Annotated in this window: 12 protein-coding genes; 7 read left to right on the top strand and 5 right to left on the bottom strand. The window is 57.7% G+C overall.

The features are described from left to right. The 7 genes from HALTITAN_RS21160 to HALTITAN_RS21130 all read left to right on the top strand — a co-directional run bounded on the left by HALTITAN_RS21160 (nt 1) and on the right by HALTITAN_RS21130 (nt 13571). Nucleotides 1-1242, top strand: coding sequence for a capsule biosynthesis protein (locus HALTITAN_RS21160; protein ID WP_009288309.1), 1242 nt, complete (start codon nt 1-3; stop codon nt 1240-1242). After that, nucleotides 1239-2072, top strand: a complete 834-nt coding sequence (locus HALTITAN_RS21155) for an SDR family NAD(P)-dependent oxidoreductase (RefSeq protein ID WP_236614985.1) — start codon at nt 1239-1241, stop codon at nt 2070-2072. Before HALTITAN_RS21160 ends, HALTITAN_RS21155 begins: the two co-directional genes overlap by 4 nt. Then, a complete protein-coding gene (locus HALTITAN_RS21150) occupies nt 2065-3675 on the top strand; it encodes an LTA synthase family protein (protein WP_009288308.1) in 1611 nt (536 codons plus the stop codon). The genes HALTITAN_RS21155 and HALTITAN_RS21150 overlap by 8 nt, the downstream gene beginning before the upstream one ends. After that, nucleotides 3672-11114 carry a type I polyketide synthase gene (locus HALTITAN_RS21145; RefSeq protein WP_009288307.1) on the top strand — a complete coding sequence of 2481 codons (7443 nt, stop codon included), beginning with the start codon at nt 3672-3674 and terminating at the stop codon, nt 11112-11114. The genes HALTITAN_RS21150 and HALTITAN_RS21145 overlap by 4 nt, the downstream gene beginning before the upstream one ends. Beyond that, nucleotides 11111-12433: an aminotransferase class I/II-fold pyridoxal phosphate-dependent enzyme gene (locus HALTITAN_RS21140; protein WP_009288306.1), complete on the top strand. Its 1323-nt coding sequence runs from the start codon at nt 11111-11113 to the stop codon at nt 12431-12433. Before HALTITAN_RS21145 ends, HALTITAN_RS21140 begins: the two co-directional genes overlap by 4 nt. Before the next feature lie 35 nt (nt 12434-12468). Further along, a complete protein-coding gene (gene rfaH / locus HALTITAN_RS21135) occupies nt 12469-12990 on the top strand; it encodes a transcription/translation regulatory transformer protein RfaH (RefSeq protein WP_009288305.1) in 522 nt (173 codons plus the stop codon). Nucleotides 12991-13061: 71 nt separating this feature from the next. After that, entirely contained in the window at nt 13062-13571 is a 510-nt protein-coding gene (locus tag HALTITAN_RS21130) for an REP-associated tyrosine transposase (protein ID WP_039860446.1), read from the top strand. Nucleotides 13572-13634: 63 nt separating this feature from the next. Here HALTITAN_RS21130 and HALTITAN_RS25650 read toward each other — a convergent pair whose 3' ends face one another. The 5 genes from HALTITAN_RS25650 to HALTITAN_RS21110 all read right to left on the bottom strand — a co-directional run bounded on the left by HALTITAN_RS25650 (nt 13635) and on the right by HALTITAN_RS21110 (nt 16158). Then, nucleotides 13635-13844, bottom strand: coding sequence for a hypothetical protein (locus HALTITAN_RS25650; RefSeq protein ID WP_039860445.1), 210 nt, complete (start codon nt 13842-13844; stop codon nt 13635-13637). A gap of 182 nt (nt 13845-14026) precedes the next feature. Beyond that, nucleotides 14027-14266 (bottom strand): DUF2442 domain-containing protein, encoded by a 240-nt coding sequence (locus tag HALTITAN_RS21120; protein WP_022524100.1) that lies wholly within the window; start codon nt 14264-14266, stop codon nt 14027-14029. Then, nucleotides 14247-14399 carry a DUF4160 domain-containing protein gene (locus HALTITAN_RS26420; RefSeq protein WP_350340067.1) on the bottom strand — a complete coding sequence of 51 codons (153 nt, stop codon included), beginning with the start codon at nt 14397-14399 and terminating at the stop codon, nt 14247-14249. The genes HALTITAN_RS21120 and HALTITAN_RS26420 overlap by 20 nt, the downstream gene beginning before the upstream one ends. Nucleotides 14400-14583: 184 nt before the next feature. Next, on the bottom strand, nt 14584-14877 hold the full coding sequence (locus HALTITAN_RS25645; protein ID WP_161609194.1) for a hypothetical protein: 294 nt from the start codon (nt 14875-14877) through the stop codon (nt 14584-14586). Nucleotides 14878-14991: 114 nt separating this feature from the next. Next, nucleotides 14992-16158 carry a nucleotide sugar dehydrogenase gene (locus HALTITAN_RS21110; RefSeq protein WP_039860443.1) on the bottom strand — a complete coding sequence of 389 codons (1167 nt, stop codon included), beginning with the start codon at nt 16156-16158 and terminating at the stop codon, nt 14992-14994. Between the last annotated feature and the right edge of the window lie 55 nt (nt 16159-16213).

The raw sequence follows: 16213 nt of genomic DNA, 5'->3' as shown, positions 1-16213 counted from the left end.
TTGAAGCATCAGAAGCGTGCATTCTTATTTTTGCAGGGCGTTTGCTCACCTTTTTACCAGCGCTTAGCCAAGCGCCTGGTGAACGATGGGCACCGTGTCGTTAAGGTCAACTTCAATGCGGGCGATATCGCCTACTGGCAGCGCACCCACGGCCAAAGCCATCTGTTTCGTGGCCCTACCGCTGAACTACCTGGCTATATCAAGTCACTCTGGCAGCGGTACTCGATCACCGACCAAGTAGTATTTGGTGATCGTCGCCCGATTCATCGCCCAGCAGTGGATAACGCCGCCGCGGCCGGTATACGCACCCACGTATTTGAAGAGGGCTACTTTCGCCCGTTCTGGATCACACTGGAGCGCGAAGGCGTTAACGGCCACTCGCTACTGCCCCGTGACCCAAGTTGGTTTTATGAAACCGGCAAAGCACTGCCCGAACTACCCGCCCCTGTGCGTTTTCGCTCCTCGTTTAAAATTCGCGCCATGCACGATGTGGGCTACCACTTGGCCGGGCTAGCCAATCCGCTGGTTGCGCCGCACTACCGCAATCACGCGCCGATCACCGCGCCGGTCGAGTACGCGGGCTACCTGAAGCGCTTTGCTCAGTTAAAAGCCGCTTGGAAAAAACGCGACGCCGAACGCATCAAAGCGCTGATCGAAAGTGGCCGCCCCTATTTTATGCTGCCGCTGCAGCTAAATAGCGATGCGCAAATTCGCGATCACTCTCCCTACGCCAATATGCAGGAAGTGATGGACGATGTGATGGCCTCGTTCGCCAAGCACGCGCCCAGCGATTCTCTGCTGTGTATTAAGAACCATCCTTTGGATATGGGCTTGGTCAATTACCCCAAAGTCATCAAGCAGCTTGCCGAACGCCATGGTCTGCAAGGGCGCATCGTCTATCTAGAGTCTGGGGATCTCAACGCCCTGCTCAAACACGCCAAGGGCAATGTCACCGTTAACAGCACCGTGGGCATCGTTTCACTGGAGAAGAACTGCCCCACCTACGCGCTTAGCGACCCGATCTATAATCTGGATGGGCTAACCTATCAAGGTGGCTTAGCGGATTTTTGGCAGCAGCCGCAGCCGCCTAACAGCGAGCTATTTGGTTATTTTCAAAAGACCGTGATGCATGCCGTTCAAGTTAACGGTGGCTACTACTGCCAGCCCGGTATCGATTTAGCCGTGGATAACGCCGCCCGCATACTAGAAGCCTGCCCATCGCCGTTGGAGAAGCTTCTGTGAACGTTGTTGTGAAAGAAGCTGCAAAAGAGGCTGTGAGCCCATCTCTACACTCACGCTGCGTGCTGATCACTGGCGCCACCGGCGCGATTGGGGGCGCCTTGGCAAACGCCTATGCCGATCCCAGCACCCACCTGGTATTGCACGGACGCCAGCAGGAGAAGCTAGAGGCGCTTGCCACCACTTGCCGCCAAAAAGGTGCCCAAGTCACTCTCTCAACCATCAATCTAACCGATGACCACGCCCTGAAAAGCTGGCTAGCCGAAGTCTGCGCCCAACAGGTACCGAACATCTTGATTGCCAATGCGGGCAAAAACACCCACCCCCAAGGGCCTGATATCTTAGAGCCCTGGGCAGACGTGCAGGCGCTGTTGGATATCAACCTGAAAACCCCCATCGCCATGGTGCAACACCTAGTGCCAGCCATGCAGACCCGCGGCAGCGGTCAATTGGTGCTGATCAGCTCGCTTGCCGCATGGCACGGTTTACCGACCACCCCCAGCTATAGCGCCAGCAAAGCAGGCATCAAAGCCTATGGCGAAGGGCTGCGCGGGCTACTCGCGCCTCACGGTATCGGCGTCACTGTGGTCATGCCCGGCTATGTTACCTCACCGATGTGCGAGGCCATGCCCGGCCCCAAACCCTGGGAGTGGCCGCCCGAGCGCGCGGCCAAGGTCATTAAACGCGGTATCGCCGCAAACCGTGCGCGCATCAGCTTCCCCTTCCCACTTAATTTTGGCACCTGGTGGCTGGCGGTACTGCCCGCAGGGGTTTCGCAATGGTTGATCGAGCGACTGGGCTTCAACCACTCAGGAGACACACCCCATGATTAGCGCGCTGATATGGCCGCTACTCGTGGGGCCATTGATCAGTGGTCTGTTTGAAGCCCTGCTTAGCCCTCGGCCGCGCCCATTTTGGCAGCGTGGAGCAGCGGCCAATAGTGTCCACCTTGGCTCATGGCTTCTACTTTTCGGGCTGCTGGTATTGTTACTCCAGCGCCCCTGGTTTGCGGTGATGGTGTGTCTCTCGCTGCAACTAGTCGTAGTGCAGTCGAGCAACGCCAAATCGCATACGCTCAACGAGCCGTTTATCTGCCATGACTTTGAATACTTCTGGGACGCTATCCTGCACCCGCGCCTTTACGTGCCCTTTTTCGGCGTAGGTTTGGCGATTGCCGCCAGCAGCGCCGCCGTAGTGGCAATTGGTGGATTCTTTTACTGGGAAGGGTCGCTGGTCACTAGCGAGGGCGCCAACCGCTTTCTAACCAATGCGCTGGGATTAATAGCCTTGGGCTCGCTGCTGCTTGCTGTTAGTGTCCGCAGGCTGCCCGCCATCGTCTTACAGCCCATAGACGACATGCACCGTTTAGGGCTTTTCGCTAGCCTATGGGCCTACGGCGTGGCGCTAATGCGCGCTCCCGTTCCGGCGCCAGAGCAATCGCCCTTCCACGCTTTAACACCGGTAGCGAGCGCTCATCAGGGCAAACAGCCACTGCCCAACGTGGTGCTGGTGCAGAGTGAATCGTTTTTCGACCCTCGGCCCTGGTGTGAAGAGGTCGATGCCAGCCTGCTTCACCATTTCGACACCACTCGCGCAAACGCCACCCTGCATGGCGCATTAAACGTGCCCGCCTGGGGTGCCAATACAGTGCGTACCGAGTGCGCGGTATTAACGGGCATTGCACCCGACCACTGGGGCATTCGCCAGTTCAACCCTTACCGCACGCTTGCCCGCCATCCAATGCCCAGTTTAGCGAGCGCGCTAAAAGCGGCAGGCTATCGCACGGTTTGTGTGCATCCGTACCTGGCAAGCTTCTATTTTCGTCACAAGGTGATCCCCCAATTAGGCTTTGACCACTTTATAGATATCAATGCCTTCCAGAGCAGCGACAAAAACGGTCAATACGTTAGTGACCTGGCAGTGGCACGAAAAATTGGACGGCTGCTTGAAGATGACGATAATAGACCGCTATTTGTATTTGTTATCACCATGGAAAATCACGGCCCGCTACATTTAGAAGCACCGAACCAAGCAACGTTAGCCGATACGCTGCCCGGCGCTCCTTGGCCGCTACCCGACCATCTGCGTGACTTAGCGGTCTATTTGCAGCATTTAAGTGAATCCGACAAGATGTTGGCAAGCGTTAAAAATTCGCTGAATACTGCAAAGCGACCGGGCCTGCTAGGCTGGTATGGGGATCATGTTCCCATTCTGCCTGAGGCGTATGCACACTTCACACCGCCTGATGGCCGCACTCCCTACATGGTATGGTCAACAGAGAGTTGGGTAACAGCAGGGGTAGGGGCAGCGAACACTTACGAGCCATTTGAGCTAGCCGCAAACGAACTTGGTGTCCAGTTATTCAAACAGGTGTTTGGACACGATATAAGTAGCGATGTGATCAAGGTAGAACCAGAACCTCAGGAGCAAGAATGACTAAACGCGTTGCCATCATCGGCGCCGCCCATCGTTTCCCCGGCACCACCCCTGAAACGTTCTGGCAGGATCTGCAAGCCGAAAAAGATTTAGTGACTGAAGTGGCCGCTGACCGCTGGAGCCACGACGTTTTTATGCACCCGGATAAGCGCCACCCGGGTACCAGCGTGACTTTTGCCGCCGGTAGCCTGGGCGATATCAGCGGGTTTGACGCTGAGTTTTTTGGTATTTCGCCCCGTGAAGCGGCCAATATGGATCCTCAGCAGCGCATGCTTCTAGAGCTCGCCTGGGAAGCCATGGAAGATGCCAGCATTCTGCCCAGCTCCTTGCGCGGCAGCCAGTGCGGGGTATTTTTGGGCGTGGCCAGCCTCGACTACTCTTATCGCATCGCGGACGATATGGCAGCGATTGATGCCTCCACCGCTACTGGCAACACCTCCAGCATCGCCTCGAATCGATTGTCTTACGTGTTTGACCTGCACGGCCCCAGCATGTCGCTGGATACTGCCTGCTCGTCCTCCATGGTGGCCTTTCACCAGGCCTGCCAATCGATTCGCAGTGGCGAAACCAGTATGGCGCTGGCGGGCGGCATCAGCCTGCACCTGCACCCCTATGGCTTTATCATCTTCTCTAAAGCCAGCATGCTTTCACCCACTGGCCGCTGTCAGGTATTCGATGAAGCGGGTAACGGCTATGTGCGCTCGGAAGGCGGTGGCATTTTCCTGCTTAAGGATTACGACCAAGCGGTAGCCGACGGCGACAATATTATTGCCGTAGTAGCAGGCTCCGCGGTGAACACAGACGGTCACAAATCTGGCCTAACGGTGCCTAACCCAAGCGCCCAAATTGATCTAATGAAGCGCGCCTATGAACAGGCGGGCATCTCGCCGGATGAAATCGACTACCTAGAAGCCCACGGCACCGGCACCGCCGTTGGCGACCCGATTGAAACCCGTGCGATTGGTGAAGCACTCGGCCAGCAGCGCAAAACGCCGCTGCTGATTGGCTCGGTAAAGAGCAACCTGGGCCACCTGGAAACCGCTTCCGGCGTAGCGGGGCTGGCCAAGGCGCTCTACAGCATTCAGCACCGCGAAGTCCCGGCCACGATTGGCATCCGCAAACTCAATCCGCGCATCAAGTTTGATGAGTGGAACATCTCAGTGGTCACCAAAGGCCAGCCGCTGAAAAAACAAGGCCGTCTGGTTATCGGCGTGAACTCCTTTGGTTTTGGCGGGGCCAACGCCCACGTTATTTTGGAAAGCCCGCCTGAACGGGTCAAACCTGAAACGCAGGCGCCAGACTCACCGCTACCGATTCACCTTAGCGCCCGCAGTGAAGCCGCGCTCAGCCAAAGCGCCGAAACGCTCGCCAACTACCTGCGCGAGAACGACTTACGCGAAAGTAGCGACATCAGCCTGTATGACATCGCTTATACGCTGTTCCACCACCGTGACCGGCATAGCCATGGCGCACTGCTGTTTGCACAAACGGCTGAAGAAGCCGCCACGCAACTCAGCGAGTTTGCCGCGGGTGAAACCAACAGCGTTACCACACTCGAGCGCTTGCCCGACGCAGTAGGCCCAGTGTTTGTTTATGATGGCAACGGCTGCCAGTGGGAAACCATGGGGCGCGATCTGCTCAGCGATTCGCCGGTTTTCGCCGCGGCGATTGATCGCGTCGACGCACTCTTTCAGCAGCACGGGGATTTCTCGTTACGCGCCGAACTGGAAGGCCGCAATGGGGAGAACCGTTTCCCGCTAACTGAAATCGCCCAGCCAGCGCTGTTTGCACTGCAGGTGGCATTAACTGAGTGGCTGCACGACCAAGGCATTACGCCCACGGCAGTATTCGGTCACAGCGTAGGTGAAGTGGCCGCCGCCTGGGCCTGCGGTGCGTTGAGTCTGGAAGATGCGGTCAAAGTGATTTACTACCGCAGCGACTACCAGGGTAAAACCCGTGGCCTTGGCGAAATGACCGCGGTGGCCATGAGCGCTGACGACATCGCCGCGTGGCTAGAAAAGCCCGAGTTCAATCAGGTATGCCTGGCAGGTATTAACAGCCCGAAAGGCATTACGCTGGCGGGAGATAGCCAACAGCTAAGCGCTTTGGAAGCCGCCCTGGGTGAGCAGGATGTTTTTGCCAAACGCCTGCCCCTGGACTACGCCTTCCACAGCCCCGCGATGGACAGCATTCAAGCTGGGGTCATTGACGCGCTGGCCGATATTACCCCGAGTGCCACGCAGATTCCCTACTACTCCACCGTTACCGGTACGCTGAGTGACGGGCTTGAGCTGGATGCCACCTACTGGTGGAAAAACATTCGTGAGCCGGTGCTGTTTGAAGCCGTCGCTAGCGCGCTGATCGAACAAGGCAATAACGTCTTTGTAGAAATTGGCGCCCACCCCATTCTACGCCGCTACCTTAATGAGTCACTGCGCCAACTGGAGCGACCAGGGTTGGTATTCGGCACCATTGAGCGCCACAAGCCCGGCCTTGAAGGTTTGCAACGTAGCCTAAGCCAACTACTGCTGAGTGGTCTTAGCCTGTCTAGCCGCCACTTCCCGGTGGTCGGTCTGCGTGTGCCGCTACCGCGCTATGCCTGGCAGCGCAGCCACCATTGGGTACACGGCACCAATGACGGTCAAGGCCTGCTGTCACGCTATTATCAGCACCCACTGCTGGGCTACCCGTTAGCGCAGCACGAACACACCTGGGAGAGCCAGCTCGACACCCAACGCCAGCCCTGGTTGGCCGACCATGTGGTGGGCGAAGGCGCGGTGTTCCCCGGTGCCGGTTTTGTGGAACTGACGCTGGCGGCGGCGCTGCAGCTAAAAGACAGCCCGTTGCTGGATATCGAAGAGTTGGAAATCCGTGCCCCGCTGCTGCTGGACGGCCCCTATGGCCGCACCATGCGGCTTAGCTACCTACCGGAAGATGGCCGCCTGGAGATCCACTCCCGCGAACCTGCCACCGGGGTAGAGTGGCAGTTAAATGCCGTGGCCCGCACCATGCGTGAAAGCCGTGGTTTCCTGCTCAACCGCACAGCGCCGGTGATGCCTACTCGTGCCCCGGACTACACGCTGGAAGATCACCTGCAGATGGCTGAGCGTATTGGCCTTCACTATGGCCCTGCCTTTCAGGCTATCTCCAGGGGCTGGATTGACGGCGATGCAGTGATTGGTGAAATAGCCCTGTCGGACGAAGTCCAGGCGCAGCTCAGCACATTGCACGTGCACCCCGGCATTCTGGATAGCGCCTTCCAGATGTTTATCCCACTGCTCGCGCAACATAGTGAGTTTGCCACCCAGCTCGCCTTTGTGCCGGTTCGCGTGGAACGTATTCAAGTGAATACCCAGGCAGGCGTGCCGGTTCTCGCCCGCGCCGTGATGGGTAAGCGCGCACCGCACTCCTTTACCGCCGATTTCGAGCTGTATGACGCCGCCGGTAACGCCGTTGCAGTACTGAGCAAAACCCGCTTCAAAGCGATTCGACTCAACCGCGCCCATCATCAGCACTTCAGCTATTTGGATGTGGAACTGACGCCGGCGCCGCTACACGCAGAACCGCTGGCACTACCTGCCGATGCGCTTGCTCGTCTTGCAGATATCGCCAGCGTTTACGGCGAAAGCACCGGCCAGCGTTACGGCAACGAAGTCGCCCCTCTGCTCGATAGCCTTAGCGAAGCCTTTGCTCAGCAGGGTCTCGGCGTTAATAGCGAAGAAGCACAGCACTCGCCGGACGTTATCTGGCAACTGCTGGTGCAAGACTACCCCGACTACTTTGCGCCCATTCACCTGGTGGGCCGGTTAGGGCTTCACCAACAGGCGCTGCGTAGCGGCACCAGTGACCTGGAAACCCTGGGCATTAGCCACGACCACTTGGCGCGATTAAACCGTGTGTTAGTGGGCGAAAGCGGCTGGCAAGCGTTGGCAGGCGAGTTAGCCGAGTTAATAGATGCGCTGATCGCAGAGCTCCCCGCCGGGCAGCGTTTGCAACTGCTCGAAGCAGGCCCCAGCGCGCCAGCGTTGGGCGAACGCCTACTGGAACGCAGCGCTCAAGCGCTGTATCACGACCTTACCCATTACCGCGTGATCACCACCCTCGACAGCACGCGCCATCAGGCAGAACAGCTGCAAGAGCGTTTCCCGCTGATGGATATGCAGCACCTTGGCCAAAACGAGGTTGCTGCGCTAACCGCCCCCATCGGTGTTGAAAAGGCTCAATTGGCGTTTGTAAGCGTGGATATCACCCACCCGGCCGCCACGCGTCAGTTAATCGAAGCATTACCTGAGCAACTCGCCCCTGGCGCCCAGGTCATGCTGATTGGTATCGCCCCAAGTCGCTGGCTGGATGATCTGCTGGCCACGCCCGGCATCGATCAAACCGCCTTGGAGCAAGATACGCTCATTAGCTGGCTAAACGACCAGGGCTTTGTGGTTTCCGCGCCCATGGCGCTGGAAGAGAGCGACAGTGGCGCGTACCTGCTCCATGCGCACTACCCTTTAGAAACGGCTGCAAGCACATCAAACACGGCGCAACGGCGTCACTTGGTGGTCGCCGACCACAACAGTGAAGCGCTGGCGGCCAATCTGGTCGAGGCACTGCAATCGCAAGGCGCTTCCGCGCTGCTCAGCGTTAGTCAGAGTGCACCTGCTGAGCTGCTGGCTCATGCATTGGCTCAACCTGCATTGGCTCAACCTGAAATGGCCCAAGCCGCACCTGATAATCAGGGCGAGCTAACCCTCAATGTGATTGACCTGCGTGGCCTGGGCGCGAACAGCACTGAAGCGCAAACCGCCCGCTGTAATCACGCTCTGCAGTGGACGCTGGCCTTAGAGCAGCACTCACTTGCTGCCTCTTTATGGTTGGTGACCAACGGGGTAAGCGCTTTATGGCAGACAACGTCACCCGCCAGCGCGACAGACGCCCCTGGTGATGCCGTGCTGTGGGGCTTTGGCCGCTCGCTAGCCAACGAAGCCGTCGGCCATAGCGTCTACCTGCTGGATATACCGGCAGCCGTCAGCGAGCCTGCGTTACACGCCTGGGCCACCCTACTGACTCAACCAGATAGCGAAAACGAAGCGCTGATCGATAACCAGGGCCATCGCTTTGCGACGCGGCTGCGCACCCTGCCCGCGCCGCACCCAGCTGCGGAAGGGCAGACCAATGAACAGACCAAGCAGCCGCATCAGGCGATGTCACTGGGCTTTGCCATGCCCGGCCAGCTGCGCCAATTAACCTGGCGTCCGCGCCCGTTGCCACAAGTCAGTGCCGACGAGGTGGAAATCAGTGTTAAGGCCACCGGGCTTAACTTCCGCGATGTGATGTACACCCTGGGTTTGCTCTCCGATGAAGCGATAGAGAACGGCTTCGCCGGCCCCACCCTCGGCCTTGAGTTTTCAGGCGTGGTCAAGGCCGTGGGCAGCAACGTCACCCACGTGGCGCCTGGGCAAGCCGTGGTCGGCTTCGGCCCTGCCAGCTTTAGCGACAAGGTCATTGCCAACCAGCACGCCGTTGCAGCACTGCCGGAAGGCATTAGCTTTGCGGCTGCGGCGACGATTCCGACGACCTTCTTCACGGTCTACTACGCGCTCAAGCATCTGGCGCGAGTCGAACCTGGCGAAAAAATCCTGATTCACGGCGCCGCGGGCGGCGTGGGTATTGCAGCGCTGCAAATCGCCCAGTGGCTGGGAGCGGAAATTTACGCCACGGTGGGCTCCGAAGAGAAGCGCGACTTCCTGCGTCTGATGGGCATCGAGCGACTCTATGACTCGCGCTCGCTCACCTTCGCCGAAGAAATCCTGGAAGACACCCAGGGCGAAGGCGTGGATGTGGTGCTCAACTCCCTGGCCGGGGAAGCGATCAACCAGAACCTGCGCGCCCTGCGCCCGTTCGGCCGCTTCCTGGAGCTGGGCAAACGCGATTTCTACGAAAACACTCATATTGGCCTGCGCCCATTCCGCAATAACCTCAGCTACTTCGGTATCGACTCCGATCAGCTAATGAAGGTGCAGCCTGCGCTGACACAACGCCTGTTTGGCGAGATGATGGCGCTATTTAACGACGGTACCTTAAGCCCGCTGCCGTTTACCTCGTTTAGCCACACCCAGGTAATCGACGCCTTCCGCTATATGCAGCAGGCGCGCCAGATCGGCAAAGTGGTAGTGACCTATGAACAACCCATAGCGCCACCCAAGAACGAGGTGTTGGGCACGGCAGCGATGCAGCTTTCCGCAGATGCCAGCTACCTGGTCACCGGCGGTCTGGGTGGCTTTGGGTTAAGAACTGCTCAGTGGCTGGTAGAGAAAGGCGCGCGGCAGTTGATCCTACTCAGCCGCAGCGGCCCCACCAGTGAAGAGGCTCAGGCAGCCATTGCGTCGTTTGAACAGCAAGGCGTTACGGTACTCGCCGCCGCCTGCGATATTACCGACCGCACTGCGCTGGCCGATGTGCTGGAGCGCGCCAAGGGTGAACTAGCACCGCTGCGGGGCATTGTGCACGCCGCCACGGTGATCGACGACGGACTGATCCGCAACCTGGATGCCGAGCGCATTCAGAAAGTGTTAGCGCCCAAAATCGATGGCGCCCGCCACCTGGACGCACTCACCCGCGAGGCGGAACTGGAGTTCTTCGTGCTCTACTCATCGGCCACCACCCTGTTCGGCAACCCCGGCCAGGCCAACTACGTGGCCGCCAACCACTGGCTGGAGGCGTTCGCCGCCAATCGCCGTGCCGCGGGTTTACCAGCCACCTGCGTACGCTGGGGCGCCATTGAAGATGTCGGCTTCCTGGCTCGTAACACCCGCACCCGTGATGCGCTGCAAGAGCGCCTGGGCGGTTCCGCGCTACGCTCGGATGACGCGCTGAAAGTGCTCGAACAGATGCTGCTGGCCCCTGGGCCAAGCCTAGGTGTGCTGGAACTAGAGTGGGGCGCGCTTGCTCGTTTCCTCCCCACTGCCGAAGCGCCGCGCTTTAACGAAATTGCCCGCGCCAGCGACGACGACGGCAGCGCGGATGCAGATGACGACATCAGCGCCCTGCTCGCTGACCTCTCGCCCGAGGAGCTGCACAGCACGGTCACCGACCTACTGCGCGCCGAGCTGGCCAGCATTCTGCTGATTGATGAAGAGAAGCTCGATATTCACCGCTCGGTCTACGATATGGGCTTCGACTCCCTGATGGGCGTTGAGCTAATGACCGCTATCGAGAACCGCTTGGGCGTTCAGGTGTCAGTGATGGTGCTCAGTGAAGCATCGACACTCGACAAACTGGCGGGCGTGCTGATTCAGAAAATGCATCAGCACGACGATGTTGAAGACGCTCCGCAAGATGCGATAGCCTCACTGGCCGCACAACATGGCACTGAAGATTTAGGCCCTGAAGGGCTCACCACTGAGCCTGCGTCCGCTTCCTCATCACCCGCGACTGAGACTCCATGACCGCTAAGCGCTCTGAACTGAAACAGCAATTGTTGGAACAAGCACGCCGGCGTACTACGCCGCGTGCTGCCAGCGCCACGCCCTCTTCCAATGGGCAAGGCGGAGAGCAACGCACGGTACCCGAGCGCTTCACGCGCTTTGATGCCCAGCCGGGCTATCAGCAAATCGCCATGATGCGCCAGGCCGCCGATCAGCTGGGCCTGGTCGACCCATTCTTCAAGGTCCACGAAGGCACCGCCGGGGCGACCAGCGTGATCAATGGGCAGACCTGCATCAACTTTGCCAGCTATAACTACCTCGGCTTTTCAGGCGACCCGCGTATCAATCAGGCCGCCTGCGATGCCGTGGCGCGCTACGGCACTTCGGTCTCCGCCAGCCGCGTGGTCTCCGGCGAACGGCCTATCCACCAAGAGCTGGAACAGGCCCTCGCCACTGCCTACAACGTTGAAGATGCGGTGGTGTTTGTGAGCGGTCACGCCACTAACGTCTCCACACTGGGCCACCTGCTGGGCCCTAAAGATTTAGTGCTCCACGACGAGTACATCCATAACAGCTCGTTGGTTGGCACGCAGCTTTCCGGCGCCAAGCGCATGTCGTTTAGCCATAACGACCCCGCCGCGCTGGAAGCCCTGTTGGCCCGGCATCGGCATCAGTTCGAACGCGTTCTGGTAGTGATCGAAGGGCTCTACAGCATGGATGGCGACATCCCTGAGCTGCCGCGTTTTATCGAACTGAAGCAACGCTATCAAGCCTGGCTGATGGTCGATGAAGCCCACTCCTTTGGGGTCATGGGCGACACCGGCCTGGGGCTGCGCGAGTATTTCGATATCGACCCGCGCGACGTGGATATCTGGATGGGCACCATGAGCAAAACCATGGCAGGCTGCGGCGGCTATATCGCAGGCAGCAAGCCGCTGGTGGAAACACTACGCTACCTGGCCCCCGGTTTTCTCTACAGCGTGGGCATGCCCGCCCAAGTCGCCGCCCCCTCACTAGCCGCGCTGCAGCTGATGCAGCAAGAACCCGAACGGGTTCAGCGCCTGCATGCTATTTCGCGCTACTTTCTTGAACAGGCCACTGCCCGCGGCTTGGATACCGGCAAAAGCATCGGTGCCGCTGTCGTACCGGTGATTATTGGCAGCTCCGCGGCGGCTGCCCGGCTTTCTAACGCATTGTTAGAACAGCACATCAACGTACAGCCGATTCTGCACCCAGCGGTACCCGAAAAAAGCGCACGGCTGCGCTTCTTTCTCTCCTGTGAGCATACCCAGGCGCACATTGACCAAACGCTTGATGCACTCACCGCGCTACTGCCATAATTTTGTAACGCTTTTCCAGACGCAAGGATGATGGTATGGATGTTTACAATGACCAGGAGGGCGCAGCAACACCCGCCTGGTACGTTATTCAGTGCAAAGGGGGCGAATCATTTCGCGCTGCCGAACACCTCGCCAACCAAGGTTATGAGGTGTTTCATCCTGTCCTGAAGAGCCAACGCAAGCGCCAGGGAAAGCTCACCACGGTGACCGAGCCGCTCTTCCCCTACTACCTGTTTATTTGTTTGGATCAGTTGGTCAGCAACTGGCGTCCGATTCGCTCTACTCGCGGGGTGCTACGCCTGCTGACCTTCGGTGACAGGCCCGTCGCCGTGCCCTCACAGCTTGTCGAGACCCTACGCGCTCAGCCGCACAGCAAGGAAGGGGTTCACACCTACTTCAGCGCTGGCGAGAAAGTCACCATCACCGACGGCCCCTTCAAAGACCTGGAAGCCATCTTCACCCGCCTTAAAGGCGAAGAGCGCGCCATCGTCCTGCTCAACGTGCTCAATCGGCCACAGTATTTGGAAGTACCGCTAGACACCCTAAGCAAGTCGTAGGCTGCCCCACCGCTAATAACGATGCGCTACAATGGGCCTTTATAAGCCAATTATTTTGCATGGAGGCACGGGTGGCAACCTATCGACGCGCGCATGTTCCTGGCGGCTGCTACTTTTTTACAGTCGTCACCTACGCACGACAACCCCTGTTGGCGGATCGTCTCAATATTGAAGCCCTTGGTCGTGCCTTCCGCACAGTTCGGGAAGAGCGCCCCTTCGTAATGGATGCGTTCGTACTGCTCCCCGACCACCTCCACTGCCTCTGGAGACTGCCTGAAGGCGACGCGGACTACTCCTCACGCTGGCGGGATATCAAAAAATACGCCTCACAGGAATTCTTCTTCCCGCCCGGTACCCATAACGCCTGGCAGCGCGGCTTCTGGGAACACGTCATTCGTGATGAAAACGACTGGCAACGCCATATGGATTACATCCATTACAACCCCGTCAAACACGGCTGGTCTAGAGCACCCCGCGACTGGGAATGGTCAAGCTTTCAACAATGCGTACAAAAAGGTTGGTACACCCCCGACTGGGGCACCCAACAAGCCCCCGACGTCGCCGAAATGGATTGGGAGTGATGGCGAAAACCCCGGCACCGCTTCGCGATGCATCCGCGGGTGCGCTTCGCTTACCACGCGCTACTAAATCTCGCGTGCACATGAAAGCGGGATGCCACCGGAATAGAGTGATTGTCGTAGCGCGTGGTAACGAGAAAGCGAGTTCAGCGAGCGTTTCGAGGCACCCGCGGGTGGCGGCGGAACGACGCCCAATGGCACCGAACCATCATCGCCTACACGGGCCAACCCCGGCACCGCTTCGCGCTGCTCCCGCGGGTGCGCTTCGCTTACCATGCGCTACTAGATCTCGCATGCACATGAAGGTGGGGATGCCACCGGAATCGAGTGATTGTCGTAGCGCGTGGTAACGAGAAAGCGAGTTCAGCGAGCGTTTCGAGGCACCCGCGGGAGGCGGCGGAACGACGCCCGGTGGCACCCAACCTTCCTACATGGGCCAACCCCGGCACCGCCGCGCTCTACGCTACCTTTTGAGAGTGAGTTTCCAGCATTGCAGCAATGCTCAAGTGGTAATCAATATCCGGCCATTCAATACCGGTGGCGTCACAAATAAACAGGTAATGCCGCAAGACCTTCACAGAGGCCTGCTCAAGTTCTGGATACCAGCTCATAGGCGTTGAAATGCGCCGCCCATCACTCAATTCGACATGAAGATAATGGTCGTCAAAATGGACTTCTTTACCTGATAAACCAGTCATTCCACACCTCCAAAAATTCCTGTCTATGCAAACTTACTAGCTCAAGACACTCCTTGAGCTCTTGCTTCTTTAGTGACGAATAAATTACCACACTCGTCTCAGTCTCAATTTTAGCCCAGCCTCCTGCCTTCATCACATGCACATGTGGCGGAGGATGTTCATTTGCATAGAAAAAGAATTTGAAACCTTTTTCATTAAGTAGAGTTGGCACTTCATTATCTCTTGCAGTGATGCTAGAAGCATACCAACCCCCTTGCACATCGTCACTTATAAGCGTAAGCGAATACGGCTCTCCAACACATTCACAGCCAACTACATTATTGCTTCAACATCACCATCTCACCAACCCCGGCACCGCTTCGCGATGCATCCGCGGGTGCGCTTCGCTTACCACGCGCTACTAGATCTCGCATGCACATTGAGGTGGGGATGCCACCGGAATCGAGTGATTGTCGTAGCGCGTGGTAACGAGAAAGCGAGTTCAGCGAGCGTTTCGAGGCACCCGCGGGAGGCGGCGGAACGACGCCCAATGGCACCCAACCATCATCGCCTACACAGGCCAACCCCGGCACCGCTTCGCGCTGCTTTCGCGGGTGCGCTTCGCTTACCACGCGCTACTAGATCTCGCGTGCACATTGAGGTGAGGATTCCACCGGAATCGAGTGAGTGCACCCGTAGCGCGTGGTAACGAAGAACGCGAGCTGAGCGAGCGTAAACCCACCTTCTCAATCACTGCCAAACAAATCGCGGGTGTATACCTTGGATTCCACATCGCTAAGCTCAGTGACCATGCGATTAGCCAGGATGACATCACACTTGTCTTTAAACGCCGCTAAATCGCGCATAACGGTTGAGCCAAAGAATTTATCTTCCTCCAACACCGGCTCGTAAACGACCACTTCTACACCTTTCGCTTTGATGCGCTTCATAACGCCCTGCATGGCGCTGGCGCGGAAGTTGTCCGAGCCCGTTTTCATGATCAGACGATAAACCCCGACCACGGTTGGATTACGGCGCAGAACGGACTCGGCAATAAAGTCTTTACGCGTGCGGTTGGCATCTACAATTGCCTGAACCATATTACTCGGCACATCGGTATAGTTGGCGAGCAGTTGCTTGGTATCCTTCGGCAGGCAATAGCCACCATACCCAAAGCTGGGGTTGTTATAGTGCTTACCAATACGCGGGTCTAGGCCAACGCCTTGAATGATCTGCTTGGCATCAAGGCCATGGGTTTCCGCATAGGTATCTAATTCATTAAAGTAAGCGACCCGCATTGCCAGATACGTGTTCGCGAACAGCTTGATTGCCTCGGCCTCGGTGCTGTTCGTCAACAATACCTCTATTTCTTCGGCAATCGCCCCCTGCTTGAGGAGTTCAGCAAAGGCCTCGCCCCGCTCGGAACGCTCTCCGACAATAATGCGCGAAGGATAAAGATTATCGTAAAGCGCCTTTCCTTCCCGTAAAAATTCAGGCGAGAAAATAAGGTTTTGCGTGTTAAAGCGTTCAGCGGCACCTTTGGTGTACCCCACTGGCACGGTGGATTTTATGACCATCACCGCCTCAGGGTTAATCTGCATGACCTGCTCAATAACAGCTTCAACGCTTTTAGTATTGAAATAGTTGGTTTGAGGATCGTAATCAGTGGGAGTGGCAATAATCACGAACTGCGCGCCAGCGTAAGCCTGCTCGGCATCCAGCGTCGCAGTAAAAGTCAGGTCAGTACGATTTAAAAAAGCCGCTATTTCAGCATCCTCAATCGGAGAAAGGCGATTGTTCAACAGCGCTACTTTCTCGGGGACGATATCCACCGCGACCACTTCGTGGTGCTGCGCTAACAACATCGCATTGGAAAGCCCCACATAGCCGGTTCCTGCAACGGCAATTTTCATCCAAATAATTCCTAAAATTAATATAAAACAAAAACTTGAAGCACATGCTAAAAGC

The sequence above is a fragment of the Vreelandella titanicae BH1 genome (assembly GCF_000336575.1).
GTDB classification, from domain to species: domain Bacteria; phylum Pseudomonadota; class Gammaproteobacteria; order Pseudomonadales; family Halomonadaceae; genus Vreelandella; species Vreelandella titanicae.
This window is presented reverse-complemented; position numbering and strand designations above follow the sequence as displayed.

Coding starts and splice junctions, on each gene's coding strand:
- HALTITAN_RS21150 (WP_009288308.1), top strand. CDS start 2,065: ATGATTAGCGCGCTGATATGGCCGCTACTCGTGGGGCCATTGATCAGT.
- HALTITAN_RS21145 (WP_009288307.1), top strand. CDS start 3,672: ATGACTAAACGCGTTGCCATCATCGGCGCCGCCCATCGTTTCCCCGGC.
- HALTITAN_RS21140 (WP_009288306.1), top strand. CDS start 11,111: ATGACCGCTAAGCGCTCTGAACTGAAACAGCAATTGTTGGAACAAGCA.
- rfaH (WP_009288305.1), top strand. CDS start 12,469: ATGGATGTTTACAATGACCAGGAGGGCGCAGCAACACCCGCCTGGTAC.
- HALTITAN_RS25650 (WP_039860445.1), bottom strand. CDS start 13,844: ATGGTAAGCGAAGCGCACCCGCGGGAGCAGCGCGAAGCGGTGCCGGGG.
- HALTITAN_RS21120 (WP_022524100.1), bottom strand. CDS start 14,266: ATGACTGGTTTATCAGGTAAAGAAGTCCATTTTGACGACCATTATCTT.
- HALTITAN_RS26420 (WP_350340067.1), bottom strand. CDS start 14,399: ATGAAGGCAGGAGGCTGGGCTAAAATTGAGACTGAGACGAGTGTGGTA.
- HALTITAN_RS21110 (WP_039860443.1), bottom strand. CDS start 16,158: ATGAAAATTGCCGTTGCAGGAACCGGCTATGTGGGGCTTTCCAATGCG.